This is a genomic window from Streptomyces mabaensis, assembly GCF_053763515.1.
Map to the genome: position 1 here is coordinate 83,242 of NZ_JBSOPZ010000010.1, position 26,147 is coordinate 109,388.

The 26,147-nt window shown below is 72.7% G+C and carries 23 protein-coding genes and 1 pseudogene; 11 read left to right on the forward strand and 13 right to left on the reverse strand.

Annotated features, from left to right (window positions below; genetic code table 11):
• The first annotated feature begins 20 nt into the window (after nt 1-20).
• On the forward strand, nt 21-782 hold the full coding sequence (locus ACWV17_RS11165) for an acyltransferase (protein ID WP_455359518.1): 762 nt from the start codon (nt 21-23) through the stop codon (nt 780-782).
• Here the strand turns inward: ACWV17_RS11165 and ACWV17_RS11170 are convergent, their stop codons facing one another.
• A complete protein-coding gene (locus tag ACWV17_RS11170; RefSeq protein WP_455359519.1) occupies nt 783-1,649 on the reverse strand; it encodes an EamA family transporter in 867 nt (288 codons plus the stop codon). It lies immediately after the preceding gene.
• A gap of 92 nt (nt 1,650-1,741) precedes the next feature.
• Between ACWV17_RS11170 and ACWV17_RS11175 the strand changes: the two genes are divergently transcribed.
• Both ACWV17_RS11175 and ACWV17_RS11180 read left to right on the forward strand, forming a co-directional pair.
• Nucleotides 1,742-2,314, forward strand: coding sequence for a helix-turn-helix domain-containing protein (locus ACWV17_RS11175; protein ID WP_455351813.1), 573 nt, complete (start codon nt 1,742-1,744; stop codon nt 2,312-2,314).
• Nucleotides 2,315-2,357: 43 nt separating this feature from the next.
• Nucleotides 2,358-2,915 carry a YbaK/EbsC family protein gene (locus ACWV17_RS11180; protein WP_455359520.1) on the forward strand — a complete coding sequence of 186 codons (558 nt, stop codon included), beginning with the start codon at nt 2,358-2,360 and terminating at the stop codon, nt 2,913-2,915.
• A gap of 308 nt (nt 2,916-3,223) precedes the next feature.
• Here ACWV17_RS11180 and ACWV17_RS11185 read toward each other — a convergent pair whose 3' ends face one another.
• Both ACWV17_RS11185 and ACWV17_RS11190 read right to left on the reverse strand, forming a co-directional pair.
• Nucleotides 3,224-3,631 carry a CoA-binding protein gene (locus ACWV17_RS11185; RefSeq protein WP_455359521.1) on the reverse strand — a complete coding sequence of 136 codons (408 nt, stop codon included), beginning with the start codon at nt 3,629-3,631 and terminating at the stop codon, nt 3,224-3,226.
• A 71-nt stretch (nt 3,632-3,702) separates the two neighbouring features.
• Nucleotides 3,703-5,454 (reverse strand): PKD domain-containing protein, encoded by a 1,752-nt coding sequence (locus ACWV17_RS11190; RefSeq protein WP_455359522.1) that lies wholly within the window; start codon nt 5,452-5,454, stop codon nt 3,703-3,705.
• A 199-nt stretch (nt 5,455-5,653) separates the two neighbouring features.
• On the opposite strand from ACWV17_RS11190, the gene ACWV17_RS11195 reads away from it, so the two are divergent.
• Nucleotides 5,654-6,280 carry a YigZ family protein gene (locus ACWV17_RS11195; RefSeq protein ID WP_455359523.1) on the forward strand — a complete coding sequence of 209 codons (627 nt, stop codon included), beginning with the start codon at nt 5,654-5,656 and terminating at the stop codon, nt 6,278-6,280.
• A gap of 60 nt (nt 6,281-6,340) precedes the next feature.
• Here ACWV17_RS11195 and melC2 read toward each other — a convergent pair whose 3' ends face one another.
• Together melC2 and melC1 are read right to left on the reverse strand one after the other, a co-directional pair.
• The gene (melC2, locus tag ACWV17_RS11200) at nt 6,341-7,168 is read right to left on the reverse strand and encodes a tyrosinase MelC2 (RefSeq protein WP_455351808.1); all 828 of its coding nucleotides are present in this window, start codon (nt 7,166-7,168) and stop codon (nt 6,341-6,343) included.
• Between the two features lie 56 nt (nt 7,169-7,224).
• Nucleotides 7,225-7,608 carry an apotyrosinase chaperone MelC1 gene (melC1, locus tag ACWV17_RS11205; RefSeq protein WP_455359524.1) on the reverse strand — a complete coding sequence of 128 codons (384 nt, stop codon included), beginning with the start codon at nt 7,606-7,608 and terminating at the stop codon, nt 7,225-7,227.
• A gap of 340 nt (nt 7,609-7,948) precedes the next feature.
• Between melC1 and ACWV17_RS11210 the strand changes: the two genes are divergently transcribed.
• On the forward strand, nt 7,949-8,326 hold the full coding sequence (locus ACWV17_RS11210) for a DoxX family protein (protein ID WP_455359525.1): 378 nt from the start codon (nt 7,949-7,951) through the stop codon (nt 8,324-8,326).
• A 43-nt stretch (nt 8,327-8,369) separates the two neighbouring features.
• Here the strand turns inward: ACWV17_RS11210 and ACWV17_RS11215 are convergent, their stop codons facing one another.
• Nucleotides 8,370-9,425 (reverse strand): enoyl-CoA hydratase/isomerase family protein, encoded by a 1,056-nt coding sequence (locus tag ACWV17_RS11215; protein ID WP_455359526.1) that lies wholly within the window; start codon nt 9,423-9,425, stop codon nt 8,370-8,372.
• A gap of 209 nt (nt 9,426-9,634) precedes the next feature.
• On the opposite strand from ACWV17_RS11215, the gene ACWV17_RS11220 reads away from it, so the two are divergent.
• Both ACWV17_RS11220 and ACWV17_RS11225 read left to right on the forward strand, forming a co-directional pair.
• Nucleotides 9,635-10,801 (forward strand): exonuclease SbcCD subunit D, encoded by a 1,167-nt coding sequence (locus tag ACWV17_RS11220; protein ID WP_455359527.1) that lies wholly within the window; start codon nt 9,635-9,637, stop codon nt 10,799-10,801.
• Complete coding sequence (locus ACWV17_RS11225) at nt 10,798-13,821, forward strand: AAA family ATPase (protein WP_455359528.1); 3,024 nt, start codon at nt 10,798-10,800, stop codon at nt 13,819-13,821. The genes ACWV17_RS11220 and ACWV17_RS11225 overlap by 4 nt, the downstream gene beginning before the upstream one ends.
• Here ACWV17_RS11225 and ACWV17_RS11230 read toward each other — a convergent pair.
• Entirely contained in the window at nt 13,811-14,257 is a 447-nt protein-coding gene (locus ACWV17_RS11230) for an Lrp/AsnC family transcriptional regulator (protein ID WP_455359529.1), read from the reverse strand. The two genes, ACWV17_RS11225 and ACWV17_RS11230, sit on opposite strands and share 11 nt — an antisense overlap.
• A gap of 94 nt (nt 14,258-14,351) precedes the next feature.
• Between ACWV17_RS11230 and ACWV17_RS11235 the strand changes: the two genes are divergently transcribed.
• Nucleotides 14,352-14,852 (forward strand): rhodanese-like domain-containing protein, encoded by a 501-nt coding sequence (locus tag ACWV17_RS11235; protein ID WP_455359530.1) that lies wholly within the window; start codon nt 14,352-14,354, stop codon nt 14,850-14,852.
• A 97-nt stretch (nt 14,853-14,949) separates the two neighbouring features.
• Here ACWV17_RS11235 and ACWV17_RS11240 read toward each other — a convergent pair whose 3' ends face one another.
• Nucleotides 14,950-16,635: a DUF885 domain-containing protein gene (locus ACWV17_RS11240; RefSeq protein ID WP_455359531.1), complete on the reverse strand. Its 1,686-nt coding sequence runs from the start codon at nt 16,633-16,635 to the stop codon at nt 14,950-14,952.
• Between the two features lie 93 nt (nt 16,636-16,728).
• The gene (locus ACWV17_RS11245) at nt 16,729-17,202 is read right to left on the reverse strand and encodes an Lrp/AsnC family transcriptional regulator (protein WP_455351799.1); all 474 of its coding nucleotides are present in this window, start codon (nt 17,200-17,202) and stop codon (nt 16,729-16,731) included.
• A gap of 59 nt (nt 17,203-17,261) precedes the next feature.
• On the opposite strand from ACWV17_RS11245, the gene ACWV17_RS11250 reads away from it, so the two are divergent.
• Complete coding sequence (locus ACWV17_RS11250) at nt 17,262-18,446, forward strand: trans-sulfuration enzyme family protein (RefSeq protein WP_455359532.1); 1,185 nt, start codon at nt 17,262-17,264, stop codon at nt 18,444-18,446.
• Here ACWV17_RS11250 and ACWV17_RS11255 read toward each other — a convergent pair.
• The 3 genes from ACWV17_RS11255 to pdxR form a co-directional block, all read right to left on the reverse strand.
• Entirely contained in the window at nt 18,391-19,815 is a 1,425-nt protein-coding gene (locus tag ACWV17_RS11255; protein WP_455359533.1) for a GNAT family N-acetyltransferase, read from the reverse strand. The genes ACWV17_RS11250 and ACWV17_RS11255 overlap by 56 nt on opposite strands.
• Nucleotides 19,816-19,983: 168 nt before the next feature.
• Entirely contained in the window at nt 19,984-21,564 is a 1,581-nt protein-coding gene (locus ACWV17_RS11260; RefSeq protein ID WP_455359534.1) for an alkaline phosphatase D family protein, read from the reverse strand.
• 179 nt (nt 21,565-21,743) lie between these two features.
• The gene (pdxR, locus tag ACWV17_RS11265) at nt 21,744-23,198 is read right to left on the reverse strand and encodes a MocR-like pyridoxine biosynthesis transcription factor PdxR (protein WP_455359535.1); all 1,455 of its coding nucleotides are present in this window, start codon (nt 23,196-23,198) and stop codon (nt 21,744-21,746) included.
• Between the two features lie 47 nt (nt 23,199-23,245).
• Between pdxR and ACWV17_RS11270 the strand changes: the two are divergent.
• Nucleotides 23,246-24,052, forward strand: a pseudogene (locus ACWV17_RS11270) (DMT family transporter); the annotation flags it as partial.
• An 81-nt stretch (nt 24,053-24,133) separates the two neighbouring features.
• Here the strand turns inward: ACWV17_RS11270 and ACWV17_RS11275 are convergent.
• Nucleotides 24,134-24,997 carry an alpha/beta fold hydrolase gene (locus ACWV17_RS11275; RefSeq protein ID WP_455359536.1) on the reverse strand — a complete coding sequence of 288 codons (864 nt, stop codon included), beginning with the start codon at nt 24,995-24,997 and terminating at the stop codon, nt 24,134-24,136.
• 230 nt (nt 24,998-25,227) lie between these two features.
• Between ACWV17_RS11275 and sigJ the strand changes: the two genes are divergently transcribed.
• On the forward strand, nt 25,228-26,115 hold the full coding sequence (sigJ, locus tag ACWV17_RS11280; RefSeq protein ID WP_455359537.1) for an RNA polymerase sigma factor SigJ: 888 nt from the start codon (nt 25,228-25,230) through the stop codon (nt 26,113-26,115).
• The last annotated feature ends 32 nt before the right edge of the window (nt 26,116-26,147 follow it).

Consider the following 26,147-nt stretch of genomic DNA (forward strand, 5'->3'; position numbering starts at 1 on the left):
CGGCCGAGTACCGTGTGCGGGTGCCGAAGAACCGAAACATGTTCTCATCGCTCGCCGCCTGGCGGCGCCGCGCCGCCTCCCGCGCCGTCCACCGCGGCTGGCAGTGGATGCAGCAGGCCGGCGCGGTGACCGCCGACCGGCCGGGGCGGCTGCGCTTCGGGCGGATCGGCACCGGCACCCGGCTGGCGTTCCCGCAGGGGACGGTGTTCGGCGAGCCGTGGATCCACCTCGGTGACCACTGCGTCATCGGCGAGCAGGTCACGCTGACCGCCGGCATGATGCCCGGTCTGGACCTCGGCGCCGATCCGATCCTGCTGCTCGGCAACGGGGTCGTACTCGGCCGCGGCAGCCACGTCATCGCGGACACCCGGGTGACCATAGGCGACGACACGTACTGCGGCCCGTACGTCTACATCACGTCCACCAACCACAGTTACGACGATCCGCACGAGCCCGTCGGCAAGCAGTGGCCGCGCACGGACCCGGTGGAGATCGGCCCGGGCTGCTGGCTCGGCACCGGCGCCGTGGTGCTGCCGGGCGCGCGACTGGGCCGCAACGTCGTGGTGGCCGCGGGCGCGGTCGTCCGGGGCGAGGTTCCCGACCACGCCGTGGTGGCCGGGGCGCCGGCCCGGATCGTACGGAGCTGGGACCCGGAGGCGGGCTGGCAGCCGCCGCTGCGCACACCGCCTCCCGTACCGATTCCGGAAGGCGTCACGCCGGAGCAGCTGCTGGCCCTCGCCGAACTGGACGCGGAGCTCGAGTCCGGCGGCGGCGCGGGCTGATCAGCCGGTGGCGAGCAGCACCGTGCCGACCAGCGCGAGGCCGGCTCCCGCCGCCTGCACGGTGCGCAGCCGTTCCTTGAGCACACCGCGGGCGGCCAGCGCCGTCACCACCGGGTAGAGGGAGGCGAGCACGGCGGCGACGGTGACCGGGCCGTGCTGGGCGGCGAGGGAGTACGTACCGTTCGCCGCGACATCGGCGAGGCCGACGAAGGCCAGCGCCGGGAGCGAGGCGCGGACGACGCTCCAGCCGCCCTCCTCGGGCAGGGCCCGCCCGCCGCGCCGGACGGACACGTACAGCGCGGCGCCACCCGCCGCCACGTTGGTCACTCGCTGGACGAACAGGGCGAGGAAGAGCCCGGTGAGCGTGCTCGACGCCTCGGCGATCAGGGCCATGACGGCGCCGAAGCCGAAGGCGGCGATCAGGGTCAGCAGGATCGCCTGCCGCCGCACCGGCGCGCCGCGCAGCTCGGGCCCGCCCGCCAGGACGATGCCCGCGACGGCCACCGCGATCCCCGCGAACTGGAGCAGGCCGGGCCGTTCGCCCAGCACCAGCCCGACGCCCACCGGCACCGCGACGCCGAGCGAGCCGAGCGGCGAGACGACGCCCATCGGGCCGAGAGCGAGTGCCTTGTAGAAGGAGAGCATCGCCACCGGTCCGACGATGCCCGCCGCGACCGCGAACCACAGCTGCGGGCCGGTTTCGCTCCAGGCGCCGGTGGCGAGCACGACGGCACTCAGCACGACGACCGCGATCGCCTGGGAGACGACCACCACCGTCAGTGCGGGGATACGCCGGGTCAGCAGGCCGCCGCCGAAGTCGGCCAGGCCCCACAGGAGGCTGGTGGCCAGGGCGAAGAGTGCTGTCATGGCGACCTCGCAGTACAGTGCGGTGAACGATTGGGTACACCACACCGTAGTTCACTCTATTGAACTCTGTCATCCAGAATATTGGACGGAATGTGTCGGACCTCGACCAGCTCACGCAGTCGCTCGCCCGGAACCTCAAGCGGTGGCGCGGTGAGCGCGGCTTCACCCTGGACGCCCTCGCCGCCCGCGCCGGGGTCAGCCGCGGCATGATCATCCAGATCGAGCAGGCCCGTACGAACCCGAGCGTCGGCACCACCGTGAAGCTCGCCGACGCCCTCGGCGTCAGCATCACCACGCTTCTCGACTATGAACAGGGCCCGCAGGTCCGCCTCGTGCCACCGGACCAGGCCGTGCGGATGTGGTCCACCGAGGCGGGGAGCCACACCACCCTGCTCGTCGGCACCGAGAAGCGCGGACCGCTCGAACTCTGGCAGTGGCGGCTGATGCCGGGGGACGCCAGCGCCTCCGATCCGCACCCCTCCGGGAGCGTGGAGCTGCTGCACGTCACCGCGGGTGAACTCACCCTGCTCGTCGGCGGCGAGCCGCACGCCGTGCCGGCCGGGACCTCCGCGACCTTCGAGGCCAACGTTCCGCACGCCTACCGCAACGACGGCTCCCAGGTCGTGGAGATGACCATGGCGGTCTCCATCCCGCCCGTCAGCTGAGACGTCCGAACGGGGGTTCCATGCGCGGTGTTAGCGTGCGGGCATGCGCGCTCCCCTCGGGCACTTCGACGACGCCAGGCCCGCCGCCGACTGCCTCGACCTGCTGACCCAGCCCGTGGCCGACGCGGTCCGCGCCTGGCGCGGCAGCGTACCTGCCGAGCAGATCATCTACGTCGACACCGACCCGGCCATCGCCGACACCGCCGCGTTCGTCGAGCACCACGGCCGGGAGCTGCTCGACCAGTCGGCGAACTGCGTCGTGGTCGCCGGGAAGCGTGGGGCCGAGTCGACGCTCGCCGCCTGCGTGATCCTCTCCGCCGGCCGGGTGGACGTGAACGGCGTGGTGCGCCGCCAACTCGGCGCGCGCAAGGCGTCGTTCGCCCCGATGGACACCGCCGTCGAGCGCACCGGCATGGAGTACGGAGGCATCACGCCGATCGGTCTGCCGGCGGACTGGCCGCTGCTCGTGGACTCCGCAGTCGTCGACGTGCCCCATGTCCTGATCGGCAGCGGCCGGCGCCGGGGCAAGATCATCGTGCCCGGCAAGCTCTTCGCGGAACTGCCGGGCGCGGTCGTGCTGGACGGTCTCGGGGTCGGGTAACGGTCCGGTCGATCGGGGCGGCAAAAGCCTTGACTCGGGGCAAATCGGGTGCACACTGATAAATACACCGGACAACCGGATAGAGCCGCACCCGCCGACGGAGACGTCCGACGGCCCGCGTGACCCTGATCTCGGCTCTGGCCAGGCCCCCGGCAGCCCTGCACGATGTCGGAGCCATCAGCGACGACTGAGGCTCAAGATGTCGGCGGAGGACTACCGGGGACTGTTTTTGTCCGCGTGCCGCCCCTCTTCCGCCGCGTGCCGCCTTCCGCGTGCCTGCCCTTGTCGCCTGTCCCTACCGCCGTGACTCATCCGAGCCGTGGTATCTCGATGGCGGGGCAGCGGTCCATGACCATGTCGAGCCCCGCTGCGCGGGTGCGTACGTACGCCGCCTCGTCGATCACGTCGAGCTGGTACCAGACCGCCTTCGCCCCGATGGCGACGGCTTCGTCGGCGACGGGGCCGGCGAGATGGCTGTTGACGAAGACGTCCACGACGTCGACCTCGAACGGGATCTCGGCCAGGGACGCGTACCCCCGCTCCCCGTGCACCGTCTCCGCCTTCGGGTGCACGGGAACGATCCGCTTGCCGTAGCGCTGGAGGACGCCCGCCACCCCGTGCGCCGCGCGGCGCTGGTTGGAAGACAGCCCCACGACCGCCCATGTGTCGCCGACTTCCGTCAGCACCTTGCGGATCGTCGCCGGGTCGCCGTACATGCCTGCCTCCTGCTGGTCGGAAAGCCCCACTGGTCCGCCAACGTGTCCCGACTCCGGAAGATTCCGCCTGGTCAGCCCACCGTCACCGGTTCTGTGGCCTCCACCAGCCCCCGGCCCCCGTTCTCGTCGGTCAGGACCACCCGCGGCAGATGCGGTCCTTCCCGGTCGAAAGTGTGGGTGACCGCCGCGTTCGCCGTCTCCCGCTGCGTACCGTCGCCGAAGTACCAGTGAAAGCGGAGTCCGGCCCGCGGTGAGCGGCCGTCCACGGTGACGGCGAGACTGACCTCGCTGCCGGGGCTCACCTCCTTCGGCGCGCTCAGCTGTGCCCGCGGTCCGCCGGGCGCGAGCCCGAACCACCCGCGCAGGCTCGGGTTGAGCAGAAAGGAGTCGGCATAGCGGCGCGAGCCGTCGACGTCCGGATGGGCCACGGCCGCGCTGAGGCACTGGGCGACCGTCTGGCTCAGCTCCGGGCAGGCCCGTGAGCGGAGCGGGAACGCCGGGTCGGTGAGGGGCGAGCCCCAGACCATGGATTCCGGGGCGAGCAGGGCGTTGTCCAGAGTGAACAGGCCGTCCGCGGCCACCGCGTACGGGCCGTCGGTGGAAGCATCGTTCGCCGCGCCGGCCGCCTTCCGGTAGGCGTCGTTGGCCAGTTGGGTGTACTGCTCATAACGCCTGGCCGCCGAGCCCAGCGCACCCTTGCACCCGGTCAGGCGTGCACCGGTGACGCCGGGCACTGAGCACCGATGCACCGGAAGCGGCGAACTGGACCTGCTCAGCGCGTAGTAGAAGTCCGCCACGAGGACCTTCGGCCGGCCGGGCAGAGTATGGGCCTTCTCGATCGCCTCCCGCATGCCGCGTCCGCCGTATCCGACCTTCGCGCCACTGAAGTACGGCACATCCCTGGCCGGGTTCTCGGCGGCCGCACCGATACCCGAGCATTCGCGCCGTACCGCGTCCGGCAGATCCCGCGAGCCCGGCGTGATGCCGACGCCGATACCGAAGAACGGGTCCAGGTCGTTGATGCAGCCGTTGATCACCACGAGATGGAGGCTGTAGCCGCCCGCTCGCGCCTGTGCCCCGGCACGCTCCAACTGGCAGAACACGTCTGGCGTCTGCTGGGTGACCTCGCCGAACTCCATCTCTCCGTCACCGTCCGGATCCTGCGGCACGTTCTGTCGCAGGCACGCCGAGTCGTCGTTGCCGGCCGGGAGGCCGGGCGCGTCGAGTACGGCCCCGGAGATCGAGTAGTCGTGGTGCTGGTGCCCGCGGCCGGTGGCGCGACCCAGCAGCTCGCCCGTCAGATGGGGGAACTTCTGGTCGTGGTCGAGACCTTGGCCCCACACGACCGAATCGCCGACGGACGCCACACGCACCGGATCGCAGCCCCGGCGAACCGTGTCCCGCCAGACCTTGCCGTAGCCGCCCGGCTCGCGGTCCGGCGACGCGGCGGCCCGGCGGGCATCGAACCGCAGCGCGGTCGCCGCCGCGGGCACGCGGTCGTACGGAAGGGTGAACTCGGCCGTCGCCACGCTCGCGTGCATCGTGATCCGGCCGCCGGCCAGTTCCTCCTCACCGGCCCGCAGTCGCCACTCCACGGTGGCCCGGGCCTTCGCGGCCGCGGGATCGTACAGCTGCACCCGTCCGCGTACCGGCCCGCTGCACACCGGGTTCGGCGTCAGGTCGACGTCGAGGACGAGTGGGTGGGGGGCCGCGGCCGTCGCCGCCGTGGCGGATGGAGCGACGAGCAACTGTCCCAGCAGTACCGCCACCGCGGCCGGCGCACCGAACAGTCCTGCCGCCCGCCGTAACCCCGTCAATCGCACGCCAACACCCCTGATTCCACTGCTGTTGACACCAGACAGTCAACTGAACGCTGCTTCAGTAGGGATCATGGCAGCGAATCCGGGAGCGTGGTGCGCGTGGGGGAGGGGATGCGGAGTGAGACTGCTCACGTACCGAAAGTGACGAGATGTGCCAAGGGCATCCGAGTCCAGCGCAGCGGGCCCCGCATAGGGTGGGGTGATGCAGGAGCAGTACCGAACCGTCGCCCGCGAGGGCGTGCACGAGACCGAGATCAGCCGGTCTCGCTTCATCTGCGCGCTCGCGCCCGCCGCCACCGAGCAGGAGGCGCAGGACTTCGTCGCACGCATCCGCAAGGAGCACCCGGCCGCCACGCACAACTGCTTCGCGTACGTCATCGGGGCAGACGCCTCGGTACAGAAGGCGAGCGACGACGGCGAGCCCGGCGGGACCGCCGGTGTCCCCATGCTGCAGATGCTGATGCGCCGCGAGATCCGCTACGCCGTCGCCGTCGTCACCCGGTACTACGGCGGGGTCAAGCTCGGCGCCGGCGGGCTCATCCGGGCGTACGGCGGAGTGGTCGGCGAAGCCCTGGACGAACTCGGCACCCTCACCCGGCATCGGTTCAGGCTGGCCACCGTCACCGTCGACCACCAGCGCGCCGGGAAGATCCAGAACGACCTGCGGTCGACCGGGCGTGCGGTGCGCGACGTGCGGTACGGCGAGTCGGTCGCGATCGAGATCGGGCTGCCGGAGTCGGAGGTCGAGCCGTTCCGCGCCTGGCTCGCCGACACGACCGCCGGAGCGGCCGAGTTGGAGCTCGGCGGCGAGGCGTACGGGGACGCCTGAGCGGTCTCCCGTACGCCTCGCCCCGTACACACCGCCCCGCTCCGGGCGGCCGACGACGCGTCAGGCCGCGGTGTCGAAGGTGTAGTGCGGGGTGTGGTCCAGCAGGTCGGCCGGCGTGACGTCGTTCCACGGCCGCATGGTGTCCCGGAGATCCACGACGTCCGGGGTGCCCGCGGCGGGCAGGTACGACGCGTCGGGGTGCCGCGCCTGCCAGTCGGCCCAGAGCTTGTCGATGAAGGCGTGGTGCAGCCAGAACACCGGGTCATTGGGGGAGGCCCCGGTGGCCATCTGGCCGCCGACCCATATGTGTATCCGGTTGTGCAGGTTCACCCCGCGCCAGCCCTCGAGGTGGTTGCGGAAGCCGTCCGAGGCGCTGTTCCACGGCGGCATGTCGTACGTCGCGATCGCCAGGACGGAGTCCGTCTCGGCCCGGGTGGGCAGCGGGCGGCCGCCGCCGCCGAGCGCCCGGCGCAGGTACGTACGCCCGTCGACGCGTACGTTGACCGGCCAGTTGCCGGCGCTGAAGGCGAACGGGCCGTCCAGCACCTGGCCGTCCCTCGCCCGGCCCGTGCCGCCCATGAAGTCGGCCGCCCAGAGGGACGAGGCGGTGGTGCGGTCGGCCGTCCAGTCCCAGTACGGCAGCGCGACGGACGGGTCGACCGACTGCAGTGCCTGTTCGAACTCGATGAGGAATCTGCGGTGCCAGGGCAGGAACGACGGCGAGCGGTGCCCCACACGCTCACCCCGGTCGGTGTCGCTCATGATGAAGCCGTTGTGGGTGGTGACGAACGTGTCGTAACGGCCGCTGCGCTTCAGCTCCAGCAGCGCGTCGACGAAGCGCCGCTTCTCGGTCGCGGACAGGTTCGCCTGGTTCTTGCGTACGGTCATTGAGGTGTCTCTCAGCTTTTCTGCGGTCTCTTCGGTCTCTTCGGCGGGAACGCGGGTCAGGCGAGGGGCACGAGTGCGGCGCCCTGCAGCTCCCGCACCGCGGCCCGGGCCACGGCGCGCGGCGTGCGATAGGTCTGGTAGTGGTTGACCACGCTGATCCAGGTGCCGTCGGCGTTCTGCATCACGTGCAGCTCCTCGGCGTCGACGAACACGGCGTAGCCGGTTCCGTGGTGGTGCGATCCCCCGTGCGGAATCCCCTGGATACGGCGTCCCTCGAAGATCTCGTCGAACTGCTGCGGTCCTCCGCCGTGCCGCGCGGAGTGGTGCTCGGCCCGGTCGGGCCGTGACGCCGCGCCGGCGGCGGTGGCCGACACGGTTGCGGAGAGTGTGATCGCCGCGGCGCCCAGGGCGCGGCGGCGGGTGAGTCCGGATCCGGACATGTGGAACCCCCAGTGGTCATATTCCCGGCCGGCCTGGTCGAGGCCGGCCCGGGGGAAATGCCTACAGGCGGGTGCGCGGCAGGAGGAAGTTGCGCCGGGCGGGTTGGCCGCTATACGGACATGTCCCGATCCGAAGTGCAGAGTTGAACAAGGTTGATCTTGCTGCGGAGCTGACTGAGCGGCGCCGGAAGTGAAGATTTTGTGGTGACGGGCGATCTGAAACGCAGAGCTTCCTGCGCATCCCGTCTCTCCGTGGCTGTCCTCACACTCTCAAGCTGTCCTGAACTCGTCAGTAATATGCTGCTCGCCTCGTCGTCGTCCGACTGTCCTGGAGGCCGTCTTGTCCGCCACCGCCGACCGCTCCGCCCGGCTGCTCGTCGCCCTCCTGGCCGGGGCGGGCGCCGCACACTTTCTGGTGCCGAAGCAGTTCGACGCCCTGGTCCCCACAAGGCTGCCCGGCAGTCCGCGCGCCTGGACGCGGGCCAGCGGTGTGGCAGAACTCGTCCTGGCTGCCGGCATCGCGGCGCCCCGAACGCGCCGCGCCGGCGCGCTCGCGGCGGCGGGATTCTTCGCGGCGGTCTTCCCCGCCAACGTGAAGATGGCCTACGACTGGCGGACCCGCCCGGCCCCGCTTCGGGCCGTGGCGTACGGGCGCCTGCCGCTCCAGGTGCCGCTCGTCCTCTGGGCGAAGAAGGTCGGCGACGCCGCTCGCCGCTGACGCCGGCGCACCGGCGAGGGCGCCGGTGGGCGGCCGGGGCGGCTCACGCGAAGTGGCGCTCGACGTCCGCCTCCGTGACCGCCGCCAGCGTGTCCGGGGTCCAGCGCGGCGAGCGGTCCTTGTCGACGACCTGCGCGCGTACGCCCTCGGGCAGGTCCGGGCCGGTGACCGCGACGGACGAGACGCGGTACTCCTGGTCGAGAACGTCCTCCAGCGAAGCGAGCGTGCGGGCCCGGCGCAGGGCGCGCAACGTCACCTTGAGCGCGGTGGGGGAGTGGCCGAGGATCCGCCGGACGGCGTCCTTGGCGGCCAACTCGCCGGCATCGGCGCGCCGGGACAGCCGCTCGACGATCTCCTCGACCGAATCGGCGCCGTAACAGGCGTCGATCCACTCCCGCGCTTCGGTGAGCCGGCCGGGCGGCGCCGGCTCGGCGAACGCCGCGAGCGCGTCGGGCAGTCCGGTTCCGGCGAGGGAGTCCAGGAAGGCCGCGAGGCGCGCCGACGGTATGAAGTGATCGGCGAATCCGCAGAGGATCGCGTCGGCCGCTCCCATGGCATCGGCGGTGAGCGCGAGATGGGTGCCGGTCTCGCCCGGCGCCCGGCTCAGCAGGTACGTGCCGCCGACATCGGGGACGAAGCCGATGCCGACCTCCGGCATGGCCACCCGGGAGCGTTCGGTGACGATCCGGGTGCCCGCATGGGCCGACAGGCCCACGCCGCCGCCCATCACGATGCCGTTCATCGCCGCCACGAACGGCTTGCGGAACCGTGCGATCCGGGCGTTCAGCCGGTACTCGTCCCGCCAGAAGGACCGTGCCGCCGTCCCGTCCGCCAGCGCGGACTCCCGGATGGCCCGGATGTCGCCGCCCGCGCACAGGCCCCGCTCACCGGCGCCGTCGAGTACGACCACGGCCACCTCGTCGTCGTACTCCCACGCGCTGAGCCCGCTGTCGATCCGCCGCACCATGGGGTGGGTGAGGGCGTTGATGGCTCGCGGACGGTTGAGGGTGATCCGTCCTGATCTGCCCCGCTTGGCCAGCAGCACGGCGTCATCGGCGTCAGCGGTGTCATCGACGGCTTCAACGGCTTCGACGGCCATGGAGCGTTTCCGTTCAGTGCGGGGAAGAGGGGGCGGGGGAGGCAGCGGACCGAGCATACGAGACGGATGCGAAACTGCTGGTCTGCGGGGGACGAGGGGCCGAACAGCGCTAGCGTGGTGACCCCGGGGTGCCGGAGCGGTGCCCGTGGGGCGCGGGTTCAAGGGTTTCGGGTGGGAGAAAGGGCAAACGTGCGGGTCGGAGCGGTCGAGTGAGAGTTCTGCACACCTCCGACTGGCATCTGGGCCGGTCCTTCCACCGGGTGAGCCTCCTCGACGCCCAGGCCGCCTTCGTCGACCACCTGGTCGCGACCGTGCGCGAGCAGCGGGTGGACGCGGTGCTGGTGGCCGGGGACGTCTACGACCGTGCCGTGCCGCCGCTCGCCGCCGTCGAACTCTTCGACCAGGCGCTGCACCGGCTCGCCGCCCTGGACGTGCCGACGGTGATGATCTCCGGCAACCACGACTCCGCCCGCCGGCTCGGCGTCGGTGCCGGGCTGATCGGCAAGGCCGGCATCCATCTGCGGACCGACCCCGCGCGGTGCGCCACGCCCGTCGTACTCGCCGACGCCCACGGGGACGTCGCGTTCTACGGGCTGCCGTACCTCGAACCCGCCCTGGTGAAGGATGAGTTCGGGGCGGACAAGGCCGGGCACGAGGCCGTGCTCGCGGCGGCCATGCGGCGGGTGCGGGCCGATCTCGCCGACCGGCCTCCCGGGACCCGGTCCGTCGTCCTGGCGCATGCCTTCGTCACCGGAGGCGAAGCCAGCGACAGCGAACGGGACATCACGGTGGGCGGAGTCGCCGCCGTGCCCGCCGGCGTCTTCGACGGCGTGGACTACGCCGCGCTCGGCCACCTGCACGGCTGCCAGACGATCACCGAGCGCGTCCGCTACTCCGGCTCCCCGCTCGCGTACTCCTTCTCCGAGACGCATCACCGCAAGAGCATGTGGCTCGTCGACCTCGGCCCGGACGGAACGGTCACGGCGGAGCGCGTCCCCTGCCCCGTTCCCCGCGCACTGGCCCGTATCCGCGGGCACCTCGCCGAACTCCTCGAGGACCCGGCGCTGGAGCGGCACGAGGACGCGTGGGTCGAGGCCACCCTCACCGACCCGGTCCGTCCGGCCGAACCCATGGCCAGGCTGGCCGCGCGCTTCCCGCACACCCTGAGCCTGGTCTTCGACCCGGAGCGGACCGCGTCGGACCCGCAGGCCTCCTACGCGCAGCGGCTGGGCGGGCGGACCGACCAGCAGATCGCGGAGGACTTCGTGGCGCATGTGCGCGGCGGCGGCGCGCCCGACGAGCAGGAGCGAGTGGTACTGCGGGACGCCTTCGACGACGTACGGACCGACGAGACCGTGCGTGAGGTGGCCCGATGAGGCTGCACCGGCTGACCGTCACCGCCTTCGGGCCCTTCGCCGCCTCCCAGGAGGTCGACTTCGACGCCCTCTCCGCCGCCGGGATCTTCCTGCTGCACGGTCCCACCGGCGCAGGGAAGACCTCCGTACTCGATGCCGTCTGCTACGCGCTGTACGGCTCGGTCCCCGGGGCGCGCCAGTCACCCGGCGCCACGCTGCGCAGCGACCACGCCGAGGCCGACACGCCGACAGAGGTGTGTCTTGAACTGACCGTCGGCGGACGGCGGCTGGAGATCACCCGCCGCCCCGAGCAGCAGCGGCCCAAGAAGCGCGGCACCGGCTTCACCCGCGACAAGGCGCAGAGCTGGCTGCGCGAGTACGGCGCGGCACCGGGTGGGGCGGGCTGGAAGGCGCTCAGCCGCTCCCACCAGGAGATCGGTGAGGAGATCGGCCGGCTCATCGGTATGAGCAAGGAGCAGTTCTGCCAGGTCGTGCTGCTGCCGCAGGGCGACTTCGCGCGCTTTCTGCGCGCCGACGCGGAGGCGCGCGGCAAACTCCTCGGCAGGCTCTTCGACACGCGCCGCTTCGCCGCCGTCGAGGAGCGGCTCGCCGAGCGCCGGCGCGCCGCCGAGCAGCGGGTACGCGCCGGGGACGAGCGCGTCCTGGCCACCGCCCAGCGCATCGCCCAGGCCGCGGGCGACGCGTCGGACCTGCGCGACTGGCCGTTTCCGCAGATCGCACCCGGGGAGGCGGGCGTAGCCCAGGCCGTACGGGAATGGGCCGCCGTGGCCCGCAGCAGCGCGCGCGAGCGGCTCGACATCGCCGAGTACGCGCTCGCGGCCGCCGACAGCAGGGCCGCCGCCGCCCGTCGCGCCCTGGAGGACGCAGGCGAACTCGACCGCCTCCAGCGCCGCCACGCCGACGCCCGGCAACGCGCCGAAGCACTCGCGGCACACCGGGAGGAGCGCGAGCGGGTACGGGCCCGGCTCGACCGCGCCCGCCGGGCCGACCGGGTCGCACCCGCACTGGCTCTGCGCGACACGGCCGAACGGGAGCACCGCGCCGCGAGCGCCGGACTGGACCGCTGCCGGGAACAGCTGCCACCCCGTCTGGTGGAGGCAGGGTCCGAGCAACTGACCGCTGCGGCCGAGCGGTTGCGGCAGGAACTGGGCGGGCTGGAGGCTGCGCGCAGGGCCGAGCAACGGAGTGCCGACATCAACGAGGAGCGCCGGGACCTCGATCGCGAGACGCGGGCGGACGAGGAGGCGGCCCAGGAAGCGGCGGCCTGGCTCGCCGGCTGGGACGCGAGCCGGCAGGACCTCCAGGACCGCATCGAGCGGGCTCAGTCATCCGCCACCCTCGCCGAACAGCTCGCGGGCCGGCTCGAACCGGCCCGCGAACGGCTGGCGGCCGCCCGCCGCCGGGACACGCTGGAGCGTGAGTCGGCCGCCGCGCGGGAGGCGCTGCTGGCCGCCCGGGAGCAGGCCGGCCAGGCGCGCGAGCACTGGCTGGAGCTGAAGGAACGGCGCCTGCAGGGCATCGCGGCCGAACTCGCCGCGGCGCTCAGCGACGGCCGGCCGTGTGCGGTGTGCGGGTCGCGGGAACACCCCGCCCCCGCCCGCCTCGAGGCCGGGCACGTCGACCGCGCGGCCGAGGAGGAGGCCCGCCGCGTGCACGGGCTGGCCGAGGACGCCCGTACCGAGGCGGACCGGCGGCTCGGCCGGGCGCAGGTGGCGTCCGCGGAGGCGCGGGCCGCGGCCGGCGGCTCCACGGCGGCGGAACTGCTCGCCCTCACCGAGCAGTTGACCCGGGACCACACGGCCGCCCACGCCGAGGCGGCCACCCTGCACGCGGCGCGCGAGGCGCTGGCCCGGGCCGAGCGGGAACACGCCGAGCGGCTCGCCGCCCAGCAGCGCGCCGAACGCCACGCGGCCGCCCGCACCACCCGGCGGGACATGCTCGACGAGCAACAGGAAGTGCTGGAAGCCGAGTTGGAGCGGGCCCTGGGCGGTGCGAGCAGCGTGGCCGAGCGGGCACGGACCCTGGATCACCAGGCACGGGTGGCCGCCGATGCCGCCGAGGCGTACCGGGCCGCCGACGCGACCGCCCAGCGGCTGAAGGCGGCGGACGACCGACTCGCCGACGCCGCGTTCAAGGCGAAGTTCGACACGCCCGAAGCAGCGGCCGCAGCCATGCTCGGTGACGCCGCCCAGCGCGACCTTCAGCACCGGCTCGACGCCTGGCAGGCGGAGGCGGCGCTGGTCGCGGACCGGCTGGCCGAGCCCGGCACCGCCGCGGCGGCGGCCCGCCCGCCGGCCCGCCCCGAGCTCGCGCAGGAGGCCGCCGAGCAGGCCGGCCGGCGGCAGCGCGAGGCGGCCTCCGCGGCCGACGCGGCCCGCACCCGCTGTGCGGAACTCGCCCGGCTGTCCCGGCTCGCCGAGGACGAGATGCGCCGGCTCGGGCCACTGCGGGACGAGTACGACCGGGTGGCCCGAATGGCCGCACTCACGGCCGGGACCTCCGCGGACAACGAACGCAAGATGCGCCTGGAGGCGTACGTGCTCGCGGCGCGCCTGGAACAGGTCGCGGCGGCGGCCACGGTGCGGCTCCAGCGGATGTCCGCCGGCCGCTACACCCTCGTCCACTCCGATGCCCGGGCCGGCGGCCGCGGCCGCTCGGGACTCGGTCTGCACGTCGTCGACGCCTGGACGGGCAGCGAGCGCGACACCGCGACGCTCTCCGGCGGGGAGACCTTCTTCGCCTCGCTCGCCCTCGCCCTGGGCCTCGCCGACGTCGTCACCGACGAGGCGGGCGGCATGCGGCTGGACACCCTCTTCATCGACGAGGGCTTCGGCAGCCTGGACGAGCAGACGCTGGACGAGGTGCTCGACGTACTGGACTCGCTGCGCGAGCGGGACCGCAGCGTCGGCATCGTCAGCCATGTCGCAGACCTGCGCCGCCGCATTCCCGCGCAGCTCGAAGTGGTCAAGGAGCGCGGCGGTTCCGCGGTCCGGCACCGCCTCGCGGGCATCAGCGGCTGACCGGGCGCCGGGGCAGCGGGGAGGAGTACACCACGCTCGTGGTGACCGAACCGAGCGAGGCGATACGGCCCGAGACCTCCTCCAGGTGCCGCATCGACCGGGCGGCGACCTTGATGACGAAGCAGTCGTCGCCCGTGACGTGGTGGGCCTCCAGCACCTCGGGCGTGCTGTCCAGCAGGTCGTGGAACGGCTTGTAGTTGCCGTGCGGATACCGCAGCCGTACGAACGCGAGGATCGGCAGCCCGAGCCTGTCGTGTTCGACGACGGCCGCGTAGCCGGAGATCACGCCGGTCTCTTCGAGCCGGCGCACCCGCTCGGTGACCGCGCTCGGTGACATCGAGACGGCCCGGGCGAGTTCGGCGAAGCTGGCCCGGCCGTCGCGCTGGAGGACCTCGAGAATGCGCCAGTCGGTGGCGTCAGGGGAATAACCGGTCATCCGGCAGAGATAGCAGCGGATTCCCCGGCGGATCAACCCAAGCGCCGGGGAAACTCCCTTCCGGAAGGTGATCACCGGTCATAGATTCCTGACCATGACGATCACACAGCCCAGCACTCAGGCCCCTGCGTCCACCAACCCCGTCCTGCGCGTCCCGCCCGCCTCCCCGGCCGCGGCCGCCGCGTACTTCGGCGCGTCCCTCGCCTTCCACGCCGACGTCTCCGACGTCGCCGCGGTCCTCCGGGCCGGCGGCGAGGCCGGCTTCGTCGTCCTCGACTCCCGCTCCACGGAGGCCTGGGACCAGGGCCATGTCCCCGGGGCGATACACCTGCCGACCGCACTGATCCCCGAGCAGGCGGAGCAGCTGCTCGACAAGTCCGTGCCGGTCGTCACCTACTGCTGGGGCCCGGGCTGCAACGGCGCCACCCGAGCCGCCCTCGCCCTCGCCGAACTCGGCTACCAGGTCAAGGAGATGCTGGGCGGCATCGAGTACTGGATCCGGGAGGGCTTCGAGGTCGAGACCTGGGAGGGACGCCAAAGGCGCGACGCCGACCCGCTCACCGCGCCCGTCGGCGCGGAGAACTGCGGCTGCTGAGCCGGAGGTGCGGTGCGCGGAACGGCAGCCGGCCCATGTGGGGCGGGCGGCCGGGCTCATGGCGCTGAGCCCGGCCGGCCGCTGCCCGTCGCCGGTGTCAGAGCCGGGACAGTTCGTCCACCAGGTCGTCCAGACCCAGCGAACCCTGGGACAGCGCCGCCATGTGCCAGGCCTTCGCGTCGAACGCGTCACCGTGCGCCTTGCGCGCGTTCTCGCGGCCCAGCAGCCAGGCCCGCTCACCCAGCTTGTAGCCGATGGCCTGGCCCGGCATCGACAGGTAGCGGGTCAGCTCGCTCTCCACGAAGTCGGCGGGCCGGCCGCTGTGCATCCCGAAGAACTCCTGCGCCAGCTCGGGCGTCCAGAGCTCGCCCGGGTGGAACGGCGAGTCGGCCGGGATCTCCAGGCCCAGGTGCATTCCGATGTCCACGATCACCCGCGCGGAACGCATCATCTGCGCGTCCAGATACCCCAGTCGGCGTTCCGCGTCGGTGAGGAAGCCCAGTTCGTCCATCAGCCGCTCCGCGTACAGCGCCCAGCCCTCCGCGTTGGCGCTGACGATGCCGACGGTGGCCTGGTAGCGGGACAGCCGGTCGGCGACGTGCGCCCACTGGGCGAGCTGGAGGTGGTGGCCGGGGACACCCTCGTGGTACCAGGTGGACACCAGGTCGTACACCGGGAAGCGGGTCTCGCCCATCGTCGGCAGCCAGGTGCGGCCGGGACGGGAGAAGTCCTCCGAGGGGCCGGTGTAGTACGGGGCCGCGGCGCCGCCCGGCGGAGCGATCCGGGACTCCACCTTCCGTACCCGCTCGGCGAGTTCGAAGTGCGTGCCGTCCAGGGCCTCGATCGCCTCGTCCATCAGGCCCTGCAGCCAGGCCCGTACCTCCTCCACCCCCTCGATGTGCGTGCCGTGCTCGTCGAGGTGGGCCAGCGCCTCCCAGGGGCCGGCGCCCGGCAGTATCTTCTCGGCCTCGGTCCTCATCTCGCCGAGCAGCCGGTGGTACTCGGACCAGCCGTACGCGTACGCCTCGTCGAGATCGAGGTCGGTGCCGTTGAAGTAGCGGGACCAGCGGGCGTAGCGCTCGCGTCCCACGGTGTCGGGTGCGCCTTCGATCGCGGGCGCGTACACCTCGCGCATCCAGTCGCGCAGCGCGACGACGGCCTCGGTCGCGCCCGCGGCGGCGGCGTCCAGCTCGGCGCGCAGCGACGCGGGGCCGCCCGCCGCGAACTCGTCGAACCAGCCCCGGCCGTCACCCGCCCACTGCGTCAGCTGGCCGATGAAGGTGGCGGTCGGCCGCGGCCCTCCGTACAGCTTGCGGTCCAGTCCGAGGGACAGCGACGCCCGGTAGCCCTCCAGCGCGGCGGGTACCGCGCGCAGCCGCTCGGCGATCGCGGCCCAGTCGTCGTCGGTCTCCGCCGGGGTGACGGCGAACACCTCGCGGACCGAATGGGCGGGCGAATGGATGTTGCTGACGGCCCGCAGCTCCTCCTCGGCCTCATGTACGGCCAGTTCGGCGGTGAGCCGCTCGCGCAGCAGCCGGCCGCAGCGACGCTCGGCGTCACTGTCGGCACCGGGCCGCTGCTCCGCCTCGTCGAGCCTGCGCAGCGTCGCGCGGGTGAGGCCGGCCAGAGCCTGGCGACCGGCCGGGGAGAAGTCCGGGAGCCTGCGGGAGCTCTCGGCCACCCCCAGGAAGGTGCCGGTGATCGGGTCGAGGGCGATGAGGTCGTCGACGTAGGCGTCTGCGACCTGGCGGGGCAGCGGGCTGCCGCTGAGGGAGTCGGACATGCGGACATCCTCGTACGGGAGAGGGGCCCGCGTCACTACCATTCCGGCTCAGCAGCCTGTCCCAGGCGCCCGCTTTCGGACACCTCAGGGCACCTAAGGGGGTGGCAGCAGCGGTCCGCAGTCCCACTGCTGGAATATCAACCGGGTTTCCACCCGGGCGACTTCGCGCCGCGAGGTGAACTCGTCGAGGACCAGCCGCTGGAGGTCCGCGGTGTCCGTCACCGCCACCTGCACCAGGTAGTCGTCCGGGCCGGTGAGGTGGAAGAGCGCACGTGTTTCGGCCAGCGCCCGGATGCGCTCGACGAAGGGGCCGATCAGCTCCCGCCGGTGCGGACGCACCTGGACCAGCAGCAGAGCCTCCAGTCCGCGGCCGAGCTTCGCCGGATCCAGCCGCAGCTGGTGGCCGAGAATGACTCCGGAGCGGCGCAGCCGCGCGACCCGGTCCAGGCAGGTCGAGGCGGCCACCCCCACCTCGGCGGCGAGATCCCGGTACGTCATCCGTGCGTCGTTCTGCAGGAGGCGCAGAATGTCCAGATCGACCGGGTCCAGTGCGACAGTTTCGGCCATACGCCGAACGTAGCACGGGCATTAGACGCTACCTCCCGGTAACTGTTCAGAGTTCCGGCATGACGACGAACGCCTCGACCACACCCCGGGCCCTGGCCACCGAAGCCGTGCACGCCGGCCGCGAAGACCTCGCGGAGCTGGGCGTGCACGCGCCGCCGCTCGACCTGTCGACGACCTACCCCTCGTACGACAGCCGGGCCGAAGCGGCCCGGATCGACGAGTTCGCCACCACCGGCGCGCAGCCGGACGGCCCGCCCGTCTACGCCCGCCTCGACAATCCCACCACCGCCCGCTTCGAGACCGCGCTTGCGCGCCTGGAGGGCACCGAGAGCGCGGTCGCATTCGCCAGCGGGATGGCGGCGCTCACCGCGACCCTGATGGTGCGGATCGGCATGGGTCTGCGGCACGTGGTGGCCGTACGCCCGCTGTACGGCTGCAGCGACCACCTGCTCACGGCCGGTCTGCTGGGTTCCGAGGTGACCTGGGTCGATCCCGCGGGCATCGCGGACGCGATCCGGCCCGACACGGGCCTGGTGATGGTCGAGTCGCCCGCCAACCCGACGCTCGCCGAACTCGATCTGCGGGCGATCGCCCATGCCTGCGGCGAGGTGCCGCTGCTCGCCGACAACACCTTCGCCACGCCCGTGCTCCAGCGGCCGGTGGAGCACGGCGCCCGCCTGGTCCTGCACAGCGCCACCAAGTACCTCGGCGGTCACGGCGACGTCCTCGGCGGCGTGGTCGCCTGCGACGAGGACTTCGCCCGCAAGCTGCGCCAGGTGCGGTTCGCCACCGGCGGCGTGCTGCATCCGCTGGCCGGCTACCTGCTGCTGCGCGGACTGTCCACGCTGCCGGTACGGGTACGCGCCGCCTCCGCCACGGCGGCCGAGCTGGCCCGGCGGCTGTCCGAGGACCCGCGCATCGCCCGGGTGCACTACCCGAAGCTCGGCGGCGCGATGATCGCCTTCGAGGTGGCGGGCGACCCGCACGAGGTGATCGCCGGCGTACGGCTGATCACCCCGGCGGTCAGCCTCGGCAGCGTCGACTCCCTGATCCAGCACCCGGCCTCCATCAGCCACCGCATCGTGGCCGAGGGAGACCGGCAGTCGTCCGGGGTGAGCGACCGGCTGCTGCGTATGTCCGTCGGGCTCGAGGACGTCGAGGACCTGTGGCAGGACCTGGACGGCGCGCTCAGCGCCCGGCGCGCCGGGACTCCTCGTACGGAGGACGAGACCGTACCGGCGTAGCGTCCAGCCGGGCGGTGATCACCAGCGTCCCCTCCTCGATCTGGTAGTCGAGGGGGAGGGAGAGGCTCCGCATGGCGGCGACCATCCCGGTGTTGGACGACTGGGTGACGGCGTAGACGCTCTCGCAGCCCGCCTCGACCGCGAGCGCGACGAGGCGGCGCAGCAGCTCCGAGCCGATGCCGCGGCGCTGCCAGTCGTCCTCGATCAGCAGCGCGACCTCGGTCTCGTCGCCGTCCCAGAGCAGATGGCCGAGGGCGACCAGGCGCCCGGAGGCGGTCTGGACGGCGAGGGTGCGGCCGAAGCGCGGGCTGAGCAGGTGTGACAGATAGCGGTCGGCGTCTGCCACCGGGCCGTGGTAGCGCAGGCCCAACGTCCGCTCCGAGCACCGGTCGTGCATGGCCCGCGCGGCGGCGAGGTCACTGGTGTCGGCCCGGCGCACGGTGATCTCGTTGCCCTCGGGCAGCGTCAGGACATCCTGACTGCGCGGGATGCGCGGACCGAGCCGGGCGTCCAGCTCGACCAGCGCACGGGCGCGCGCGAACTCGGTCGGCGTGAACGGCAGATACGGCCGCTCGACGGTGATCGCACCGCCCGCCGGGTCGCGCAGCCGCATGACCGTCGACTCCAGGACGCCCTCCACCGGCGCGTCGGCACCGGTCGGACGGCCGGTCAGCGAGGTGGCGGGCAGCGAGTGAATCGTGCAGCGACCGAGCAACTGGCGCAGCGCGAGCGGTAGTTCGGCAGCGTCCAGCGCGGTGCGGGTGGCCAGGCCCAGTACCCGGGTGGGGGCGTCCACGAGATCGTGGGCGTCGGCCCGCTCGATCCAGGTGTCCTGGCCGCCCGCCCGCGCGATCGCGTGGGTCAGTTCTGTGGCGGAGAGGCTGTCGGGCGCGCGGAGCAGGAACTCGTCGACGGTTCCCTCGGTCAGCGGATGCGTCTGCAGGGTCACGATGTCCACGCCGTGCCGGGCGAGCGCGCCGCACAGCGCGGCCAGCCTGCCGGGCTCGTCGCGTACGGTCGTCCGCATCCGCCACAGCGAGGTGCTTCCGCCTGCGGGCCGTCCGGCGGGCGTACTCCGGCTCCGGTGATCGGTTCCGCCGCCGTCCGTGGTCGGCGGCGGACCATGGCTGTGCCTGCGGGCCCACCAGGTGTGGAACACGGCCGTGACCACGAGGGCGACGGCCGAGGCGACCAGGAGCACCGGGCCCTTCGGACCCTTCACGACCATCTTGGCGATGGCGTCCGCGACAGCGACGGCGATGAACAGGGCGGCGAGTTCGACGAGGTCCCGACGCCAGTGGTGGTGCCGGTGGCCGGCTTTCGCGGCGGTCCTCATGGCGTTCTTCGTGGAGGACTTCACATCAGTCATGGCATCACTGTGAACCAGCGGTGTTGCGTGATCACGAACGCTTTGTGACTGATGGGTTAAGTATGGTTCTGTTCGTTTAGGTGGCATTTTCCGCCGCAGCTGGCCGGAACTGATTACCCGGCTGTCCACGGCTGACGGGCCGCCAGGACTCCACCGGAGTCACAGGACTCACTGGCCGACCCGCCCCGGCTGGAGCACCTGGGTGAACAGCACCCCGCCGCCCTCCTCCCGTAGCCGGACCGTCAGTTCGCCGCTGTCCCCGTCGATGTCTACTTCGCCGAAGTGCTGGGGCGACTCGGCCGGCGACAGGTTCGCCCTGGTCGGCGCCTTGACGAAGGACTGCTCCGGACCGAACGTCGGGTCCAGCCGCACCGCGGGGAACCCGCCCGCGGCCAGCGGCCCCGAGACGAACTCCCAGAACGGCGCGAAGTCCTTGAAGGCCGCCCGCGACGGGTCGTAGTGCTGCGCCGACGTGTAGTGCACATCGGCAGTCAGCCACAGCGTGCCGGTGATCCGCCGGTGCTTGATGTGCCGCAGCAGCTCGGCGATCTGCAGCTCACGGCCCAGCGGGGTGCCGGGATCGCCCTGGGCGACCGCCTCGAAGTTCGCCGTGCCGTCCGCCACGACGATGCCCAGCGGCATGTCGGAGGCGATCACCTTCCATACCGCCCGCGAGCGGGACAACTCCCGCTTGAGCCAGGCCAGCTGCTCCGCGCCGAGGATGCCGTGCGTGTCGTCGGCCTGCCGGCCGGGGGAGTTGGGGTTGCGGTACGTGCGCATGTCGAGAACGAAGACGTCGAGCAGCGGGCCGTGGCGCACAACCCGGTGGATCCGGCCCTCCTCGCCGCGTGCCTGAGGGGTCGAGCCGGGGAAGTACTCGCCGAACGCCCGGCGCGAGCGCGCCGCCAGGACATCCACGTCCTTGACCGTGTAGCGGGCGTCGTCGAGGATCTGGCCCGGATACCAGTTGTTCCGCACCTCGTGGTCGTCCCACTGGGCGATCGTCGGCACCTGGGCGTTGAACCGGCGCATGTTCTCGTCGAGCAGGTTGTACCGGAAGTTGCCGCGGAACTCCGCCAGCGTCTCGGCGACCTTGGACTTCTCCTCGGTGGTGACATTCCGCCAGATCCGGCCGTCCGGCAGAGTGACCGTCGGCAGGATCGGGCCGTCCGCGTACACGGTGTCGCCGCTGCACAGAAAGAAGTCGGGATTACGCCGCCGCATCTCCTCGAACACGCGATAGCCGCCGAGGTCCGGGTTGATGCCCCAGCCCTGGCCGGCGATGTCGCCCGACCACAGGAACCGGACCCCGTCGCGGCGCCTGGCCGGCGCCGTGCGGAAGGAGCCGTACACCGGCTGCCCGGTGCGTCGCGGGTCGTCCGGGTCAGTGAGGATCACCCGGTAGTGCACCTGCTCACCGGGCGGCAGGCCGCGCAGTGCCGTCGTCCCGGTGAAGTCCGTCCCCGGCCCGAGCAGCGGCCCGTACCAGCGGCGGGGCCGGCCGAACGCCTCGGTCGCCGCTGTCTCCACGATCATCCGGGCAGGCCGGTCCGACCGTACCCACACCAGAGCCGAGGTCGCGGTCACCTCCCCGGTCTGTACGCCCCAAGTGGCATGCGGCCGTCCCGAGAGGGCGAGCGCCGGTGCGCCGCCGACGGCCACGGGTACGGTCAGCGCCGCCGAAGCGGCGAGGGAGCCACGCAGAACGGCCCGGCGGCCGGGGAACGAAAGCGGTGAACGATGCGGCATCGGTGCGCCTCCAGTGATGGGTCGGACCAGTGTGCCGTCGGCACCCCCGCACATCGCGGCGGGCGCGCGAACCCCGGGTGAACAGTCCAACTCCGCGGAGTCCGCCAGGAATCACCCGGCCAGGAACACCCCCGTTACGTACCACCTGGTTACGTACCACCTGGCCAGGGAACCCCCGGCTACGAACCGCCCGGCTCGGGGCGGGCCGCGGCCGCCAGCAGTCGTACCCCCTCCGTGATCCGGTCCGGCGACAGATGCGCGTACCCGAGGACGAGCCGGACGCCGCCGTCCCGCCCCCGGCCCTCCCGCGTCGTCCCGTAGTCCGTGAGCGGCCGTACGGCCACGCCCGCCCCGGCCGCCCGGGCCAGCAGGCGGGGCTGCGGACCGTACCGCTCCGGAAGCCGCACGATGACATGCAGCCCCGCCGCGATCCCGCTGACCTCGGCGCCCGGCAGCTGCTCGCCGAGGGCCGCGACCAGGGCGTCCCGCCGCTCCCGGTAGGCGCGTTGGCAGCGCCGCAGCTGCCGGTCGTAGTCCCCGCGGCGGATGAAGTCCGCGAGCAGCGCCTGGTCGAGCGCGGGATTGCCCAGGTCCATGGTCCGCTTGCGCGCCACGATCTCCTCGACCAGCCACTCGGGCACCAGCAGCCAGCCCAGCCGCAGTCCCGGCGCGAGGGACTTGCTCACCGAGCCTGTGTAGGCGACGTGTTCCGGGTCGAGCCCCTGGAGCGCACCCACCGGAGCGCGGTCGTAGCGGAAATCCCCGTCGTAGTCGTCCTCCACGATCAGGCCGTCGACGGATCGCGCCCAGGCGAGCAGCGCGGCGCGGCGGCCCGCCGAGCAGGCGATGCCCGAAGGGAACTGATGGGACGGTGTGGTCACCACGGTCCGTACCCCCGAGGCCTCCAGCGGACCGAGCGCCGGCCCCTCGTCGTCGAGCGGCAGGGGCACGGTGGCCACCCCCGTCGCGGCGAACAGCGCCGCGTGCTCGGGACTGCCCGGGTCCTCGACGCCGACGGCGCCGCGCCCGCGCAGGGCGAAGCCGATCAGCGTCATCGCCTGTGCCACGCCTGAACACACCACGAGCCGTTCCGGATCGGCCACCACACCGCGGCGCCGGGTGAGCAAACCTGCCAGCGCGGTACGCAGTTCGGGCAGCCCGCGCGGATCGGGGTAGCCGAGCGCGTGGTGCGGCAGTTCCGCCAGCACGCGCCGGTGGGCGGCGGCCCAGGCCGCACGCGGGAACAGCGCGAGATCGGGTGTGCCCGGGCGGAAGTCGGCGCGGGCACCCGGGGCGCGCGGTGCCCGGTCGTGCGCGCCCCCTGCGGCCGACCGCGCCGCGTCGCCCACCCAGGTCCCCGCGCCCCTGCCGCTGCGCAGGTACCCCTCCGCGGTGAGCTGCTCGTACGCCTCGGTGATCAGCCCGCGGGAGACGCCCAGGTCGGCCGCCAGCTCCCGGCTGGACGGCAGCCGGGTCCCCGCCGAGAGCCGCCCGGACCGCACCGCCTCGCGCAGCGCCGACTGCAGCTGCCGGCCGCGCCGGCGCGCGGGCGCGGCCGCGGCGGGCAGCAGCAGTTCCCACGCGGCCGCCCACGGACCGCCGTCGTCAGCGGGATTGGTCCCCGATACCACCATGAAAGTGGACCTTAAACCGGACCGGCGCAGTCCCTAGCGTCGGCCCCATGAACGCCACGCCTGCGCCGCACCCGAACTCCCCGCGCGGGGTTCTTCTCGCCGCCCTCGCCTGTGTCCTGGTCGGCGGCTCCTTCACCGCCAACAGCGTGCTCGGCGACTATCCGTACGCGGGCGGCCAGGCGCTGCGCTACGGCGTCGCCTGCCTGTTGCTGATCCCGCTGGTCGGCCGCGGTGGCCTCGCACCGCTGCGGGCCCTGAGCCCGCGCCAATGGGGGCGGCTCGCGTTCCTCGCCGCGATCGGGATGGTCGGCTTCAACCTCGCCGTGCTGGCTGCCGAGCGCACCGCGGAACCCGCCGTGCCCGGCGTGTTCGTCGGCTGCGCCCCCGTGCTCGTGGCGGTCCTCGCTCCCGCCCTCGACGGCCGCCGGCCCGCCCGTCCGGTGCTCCACGGCGCGCTGCTGGTCGCGGCCGGGGCCTTCGTCGTCCAGGGCTGGGGCCGTACCGACCTGGCGGGCATCGGCTGGTCCGTCGGCGCGCTCGTCGGCGAGGTCGGCTTCGCCGTGCTCGCCGTTCCGGTGCTGAGGCCACTGGGACCGAAACTTCTCTCCGCGGCAGCGTGCGGGATCGCGGCCGTCGAGTCGGTGGCCGTCGGACTCGTCCTGGACGGCGGTGCGGTGCTGCGGACGCCGCAGCAGGGAGAGGCGCTCGCCCTGCTCTGGCAGGCGGTGGTCGTCACGGTCATCGGCTTCGTCTGCTGGTACGACGGCGTCCAGCGGATCGGCGCCGAGCGCGCCACCCTCTTCTCCGGGCTGATCCCGGTGTCGGCGGCGTTCACCGCACCCCTGGTCGGTACCGGCTCGTACGGTCTCGCCCAGGTGGCGGGCAGCGCGCTGGTGGGGGCGGGTGTTGCGCTCGGTTCCGGAGTGCTCCTGCGCTCAGGCCGCGGCGCCGGCGGACGGCCGCGCCTGCGCGCGGCTGGTGTCCAGGATGACCCTGGCGACCAGAGCCGGGTCGTCGTTCATCGGGACATGACCGCAGCCGGGCAGCCGGACCAGCCGGGCTCCGGGGACGGCGTACTTGGCGCGGACACCCTGGCGGCGCAGCAACAGCCGGTCCCGGGTTCCCCAGGCGACGGTCACCGGAACACCGGTGACGTCGTCCGCGAACAGCACGTCCCGGCCGGCCGCCAGCGTGGCGTCGAATCCGGTGGCCTCGCGCAGCGCGATTGTCTCGGCGACGACGGCCTCGGGTGAACGGCGTCCGGGCCGGGCGTAGATGGTGCTCGTCAGCGCGGCCCGTCCGGCCGGCGTACGGGACAGCTGCTCGATCGCCGGGAGGGGCAGCAGCCGGGCCCCGGCGCGCATCGCCAGCAGGGTGGCGAAGGCGTACCGGCGCTCTGCCTGCGACCAGAAGCCCGCCGGGGACAGGGCGGTCACCGAGCGCACGAGCTTCTCGCGCCCCAGTTCGAGCGCGAGCAGTCCGCCCAGGGAGTTCCCGGCGACGTGCGGCCGCTCGATCTCCAGCGCGGCGCAGAGCGCGCCGAGCGTGGGCACGACGGTCGACAGGCCGTACGCCACTCCGTCCGGCAGCGCCGGCGACTCGCCGAACCCGGGCAGGTCCACCGCCACCACGTCGCGCTCGGCGGCCAGGATGTCCAGTACCGGATCCCATGCCTGACGGTGGTGGCCGATGCCGTGCAGCAGCAGGAGGGGCTCGCCGGCGCCGCGCCGCTCGTACGCGACGGACACCGTGCGGTCCCCGAGGGGGGACGCGATCGGGAAGGAGACCTTGGCGGTCATGCTGCTGCTCCTCGTCGAAGGGATAAGGGACAGGGGCGAGTAGACACCCTGTCAGCAAAGAATTACCGCTGAGTAGCTTCGAGTTCAAGAGGCCGGACACGACCGATGGGCCGCCGATGGGCCGCCGACGAGCCGCTGATGGTCCGGCCGATGAGCCACCGATGGGTGCCCGATGGGCCATGCACCGATTCCGCCTGGACAGGCGGCTGTTCCTCGGCTGGGATGGGGAGGTGGCAACTGACACCGTGACTGACCTTTTCGAGGAGCACCGGCCGGTACTGACCGGGGTCGCCTACCGCATGCTCGGTCGGGTGGCCGACGCCGAGGACGTGGTACAGGACGCCTGGCTACGCTGGTCCGCCGCCGACCGGGACGACGTACAGCAGCCGCGCGCCTACCTGGTGCGCATCACCACCCGCCTCGCCATCGACCGGCTGCGCCAGTTGCAGTCGCGCCGCGAGGCGTACGTGGGCCCCTGGCTGCCCGAGCCCCTTGTCACCGACTTCGGACACACCGTCCCGGACACCGCCGAACGGGCCGTGCTCGCCGAGTCCGTGTCGTTCGCCGTACTGGTCGTCCTGGAGTCCCTCTCGCCCCTGGAGCGCGCCGTGTTCGTCCTGCGGGAGGCCTTCGGGTTCCCGTTCGCCGAGATTGCGACCGCCCTCGACCGAAGCGAAGCGGCGGTCCGCCAGCTGGCCGGCCGGGCCCGCCGGCACGTCGAGGAGCGCAAGCCGCGCTTCGACGTGGACCCCGACGAGCGCCGCGCCCTGACCGAGCGCTTCCTCGCCGCGGCGAGCGGCGGCGACCTCGACTCCCTGATGTCGCTCCTCGCCCCGGACGTACGTCTCGTGGGCGACAGCGGAGGCAAGGCCAAGGCGCCGCTGCGCGTCATCGAAACGGCCGACAAGGTCGGCCGCTTCCTCGCCGGCGCGGCGCAGAAGGGAGTCGCGGCGGTGGTGGACTACCGGTTCGTCGAGCTCAACGGCGCCCCCGCCCTGCTCGTACTGGCCGACGGGCGGCCCGACAGTGTGTTCCAGCTGGAGGTCGTCGACGGCCGGATCCAGTGCATCTACATCGTCCGCAACCCCGACAAGCTCACCGGGCTCGTGCCGCGGTAGTCAGTGTGGTCGTCGGCTTCAGGAGCCCCGCG

Coding starts and splice junctions, on each gene's coding strand:
- ACWV17_RS11170 (WP_455359519.1), bottom strand. CDS start 1,649: ATGACAGCACTCTTCGCCCTGGCCACCAGCCTCCTGTGGGGCCTGGCC.
- ACWV17_RS11180 (WP_455359520.1), top strand. CDS start 2,358: ATGCGCGCTCCCCTCGGGCACTTCGACGACGCCAGGCCCGCCGCCGAC.
- ACWV17_RS11185 (WP_455359521.1), bottom strand. CDS start 3,631: ATGTACGGCGACCCGGCGACGATCCGCAAGGTGCTGACGGAAGTCGGC.
- ACWV17_RS11195 (WP_455359523.1), top strand. CDS start 5,654: ATGCAGGAGCAGTACCGAACCGTCGCCCGCGAGGGCGTGCACGAGACC.
- melC2 (WP_455351808.1), bottom strand. CDS start 7,168: ATGACCGTACGCAAGAACCAGGCGAACCTGTCCGCGACCGAGAAGCGG.
- melC1 (WP_455359524.1), bottom strand. CDS start 7,608: ATGTCCGGATCCGGACTCACCCGCCGCCGCGCCCTGGGCGCCGCGGCG.
- ACWV17_RS11215 (WP_455359526.1), bottom strand. CDS start 9,425: ATGGCCGTCGAAGCCGTTGAAGCCGTCGATGACACCGCTGACGCCGAT.
- ACWV17_RS11225 (WP_455359528.1), top strand. CDS start 10,798: ATGAGGCTGCACCGGCTGACCGTCACCGCCTTCGGGCCCTTCGCCGCC.
- ACWV17_RS11230 (WP_455359529.1), bottom strand. CDS start 14,257: ATGACCGGTTATTCCCCTGACGCCACCGACTGGCGCATTCTCGAGGTC.
- ACWV17_RS11235 (WP_455359530.1), top strand. CDS start 14,352: ATGACGATCACACAGCCCAGCACTCAGGCCCCTGCGTCCACCAACCCC.
- ACWV17_RS11240 (WP_455359531.1), bottom strand. CDS start 16,635: ATGTCCGACTCCCTCAGCGGCAGCCCGCTGCCCCGCCAGGTCGCAGAC.
- ACWV17_RS11245 (WP_455351799.1), bottom strand. CDS start 17,202: ATGGCCGAAACTGTCGCACTGGACCCGGTCGATCTGGACATTCTGCGC.
- ACWV17_RS11250 (WP_455359532.1), top strand. CDS start 17,262: ATGACGACGAACGCCTCGACCACACCCCGGGCCCTGGCCACCGAAGCC.
- ACWV17_RS11255 (WP_455359533.1), bottom strand. CDS start 19,815: ATGACTGATGTGAAGTCCTCCACGAAGAACGCCATGAGGACCGCCGCG.
- ACWV17_RS11260 (WP_455359534.1), bottom strand. CDS start 21,564: ATGCCGCATCGTTCACCGCTTTCGTTCCCCGGCCGCCGGGCCGTTCTG.
- pdxR (WP_455359535.1), bottom strand. CDS start 23,198: ATGGTGGTATCGGGGACCAATCCCGCTGACGACGGCGGTCCGTGGGCG.
- ACWV17_RS11275 (WP_455359536.1), bottom strand. CDS start 24,997: ATGACCGCCAAGGTCTCCTTCCCGATCGCGTCCCCCCTCGGGGACCGC.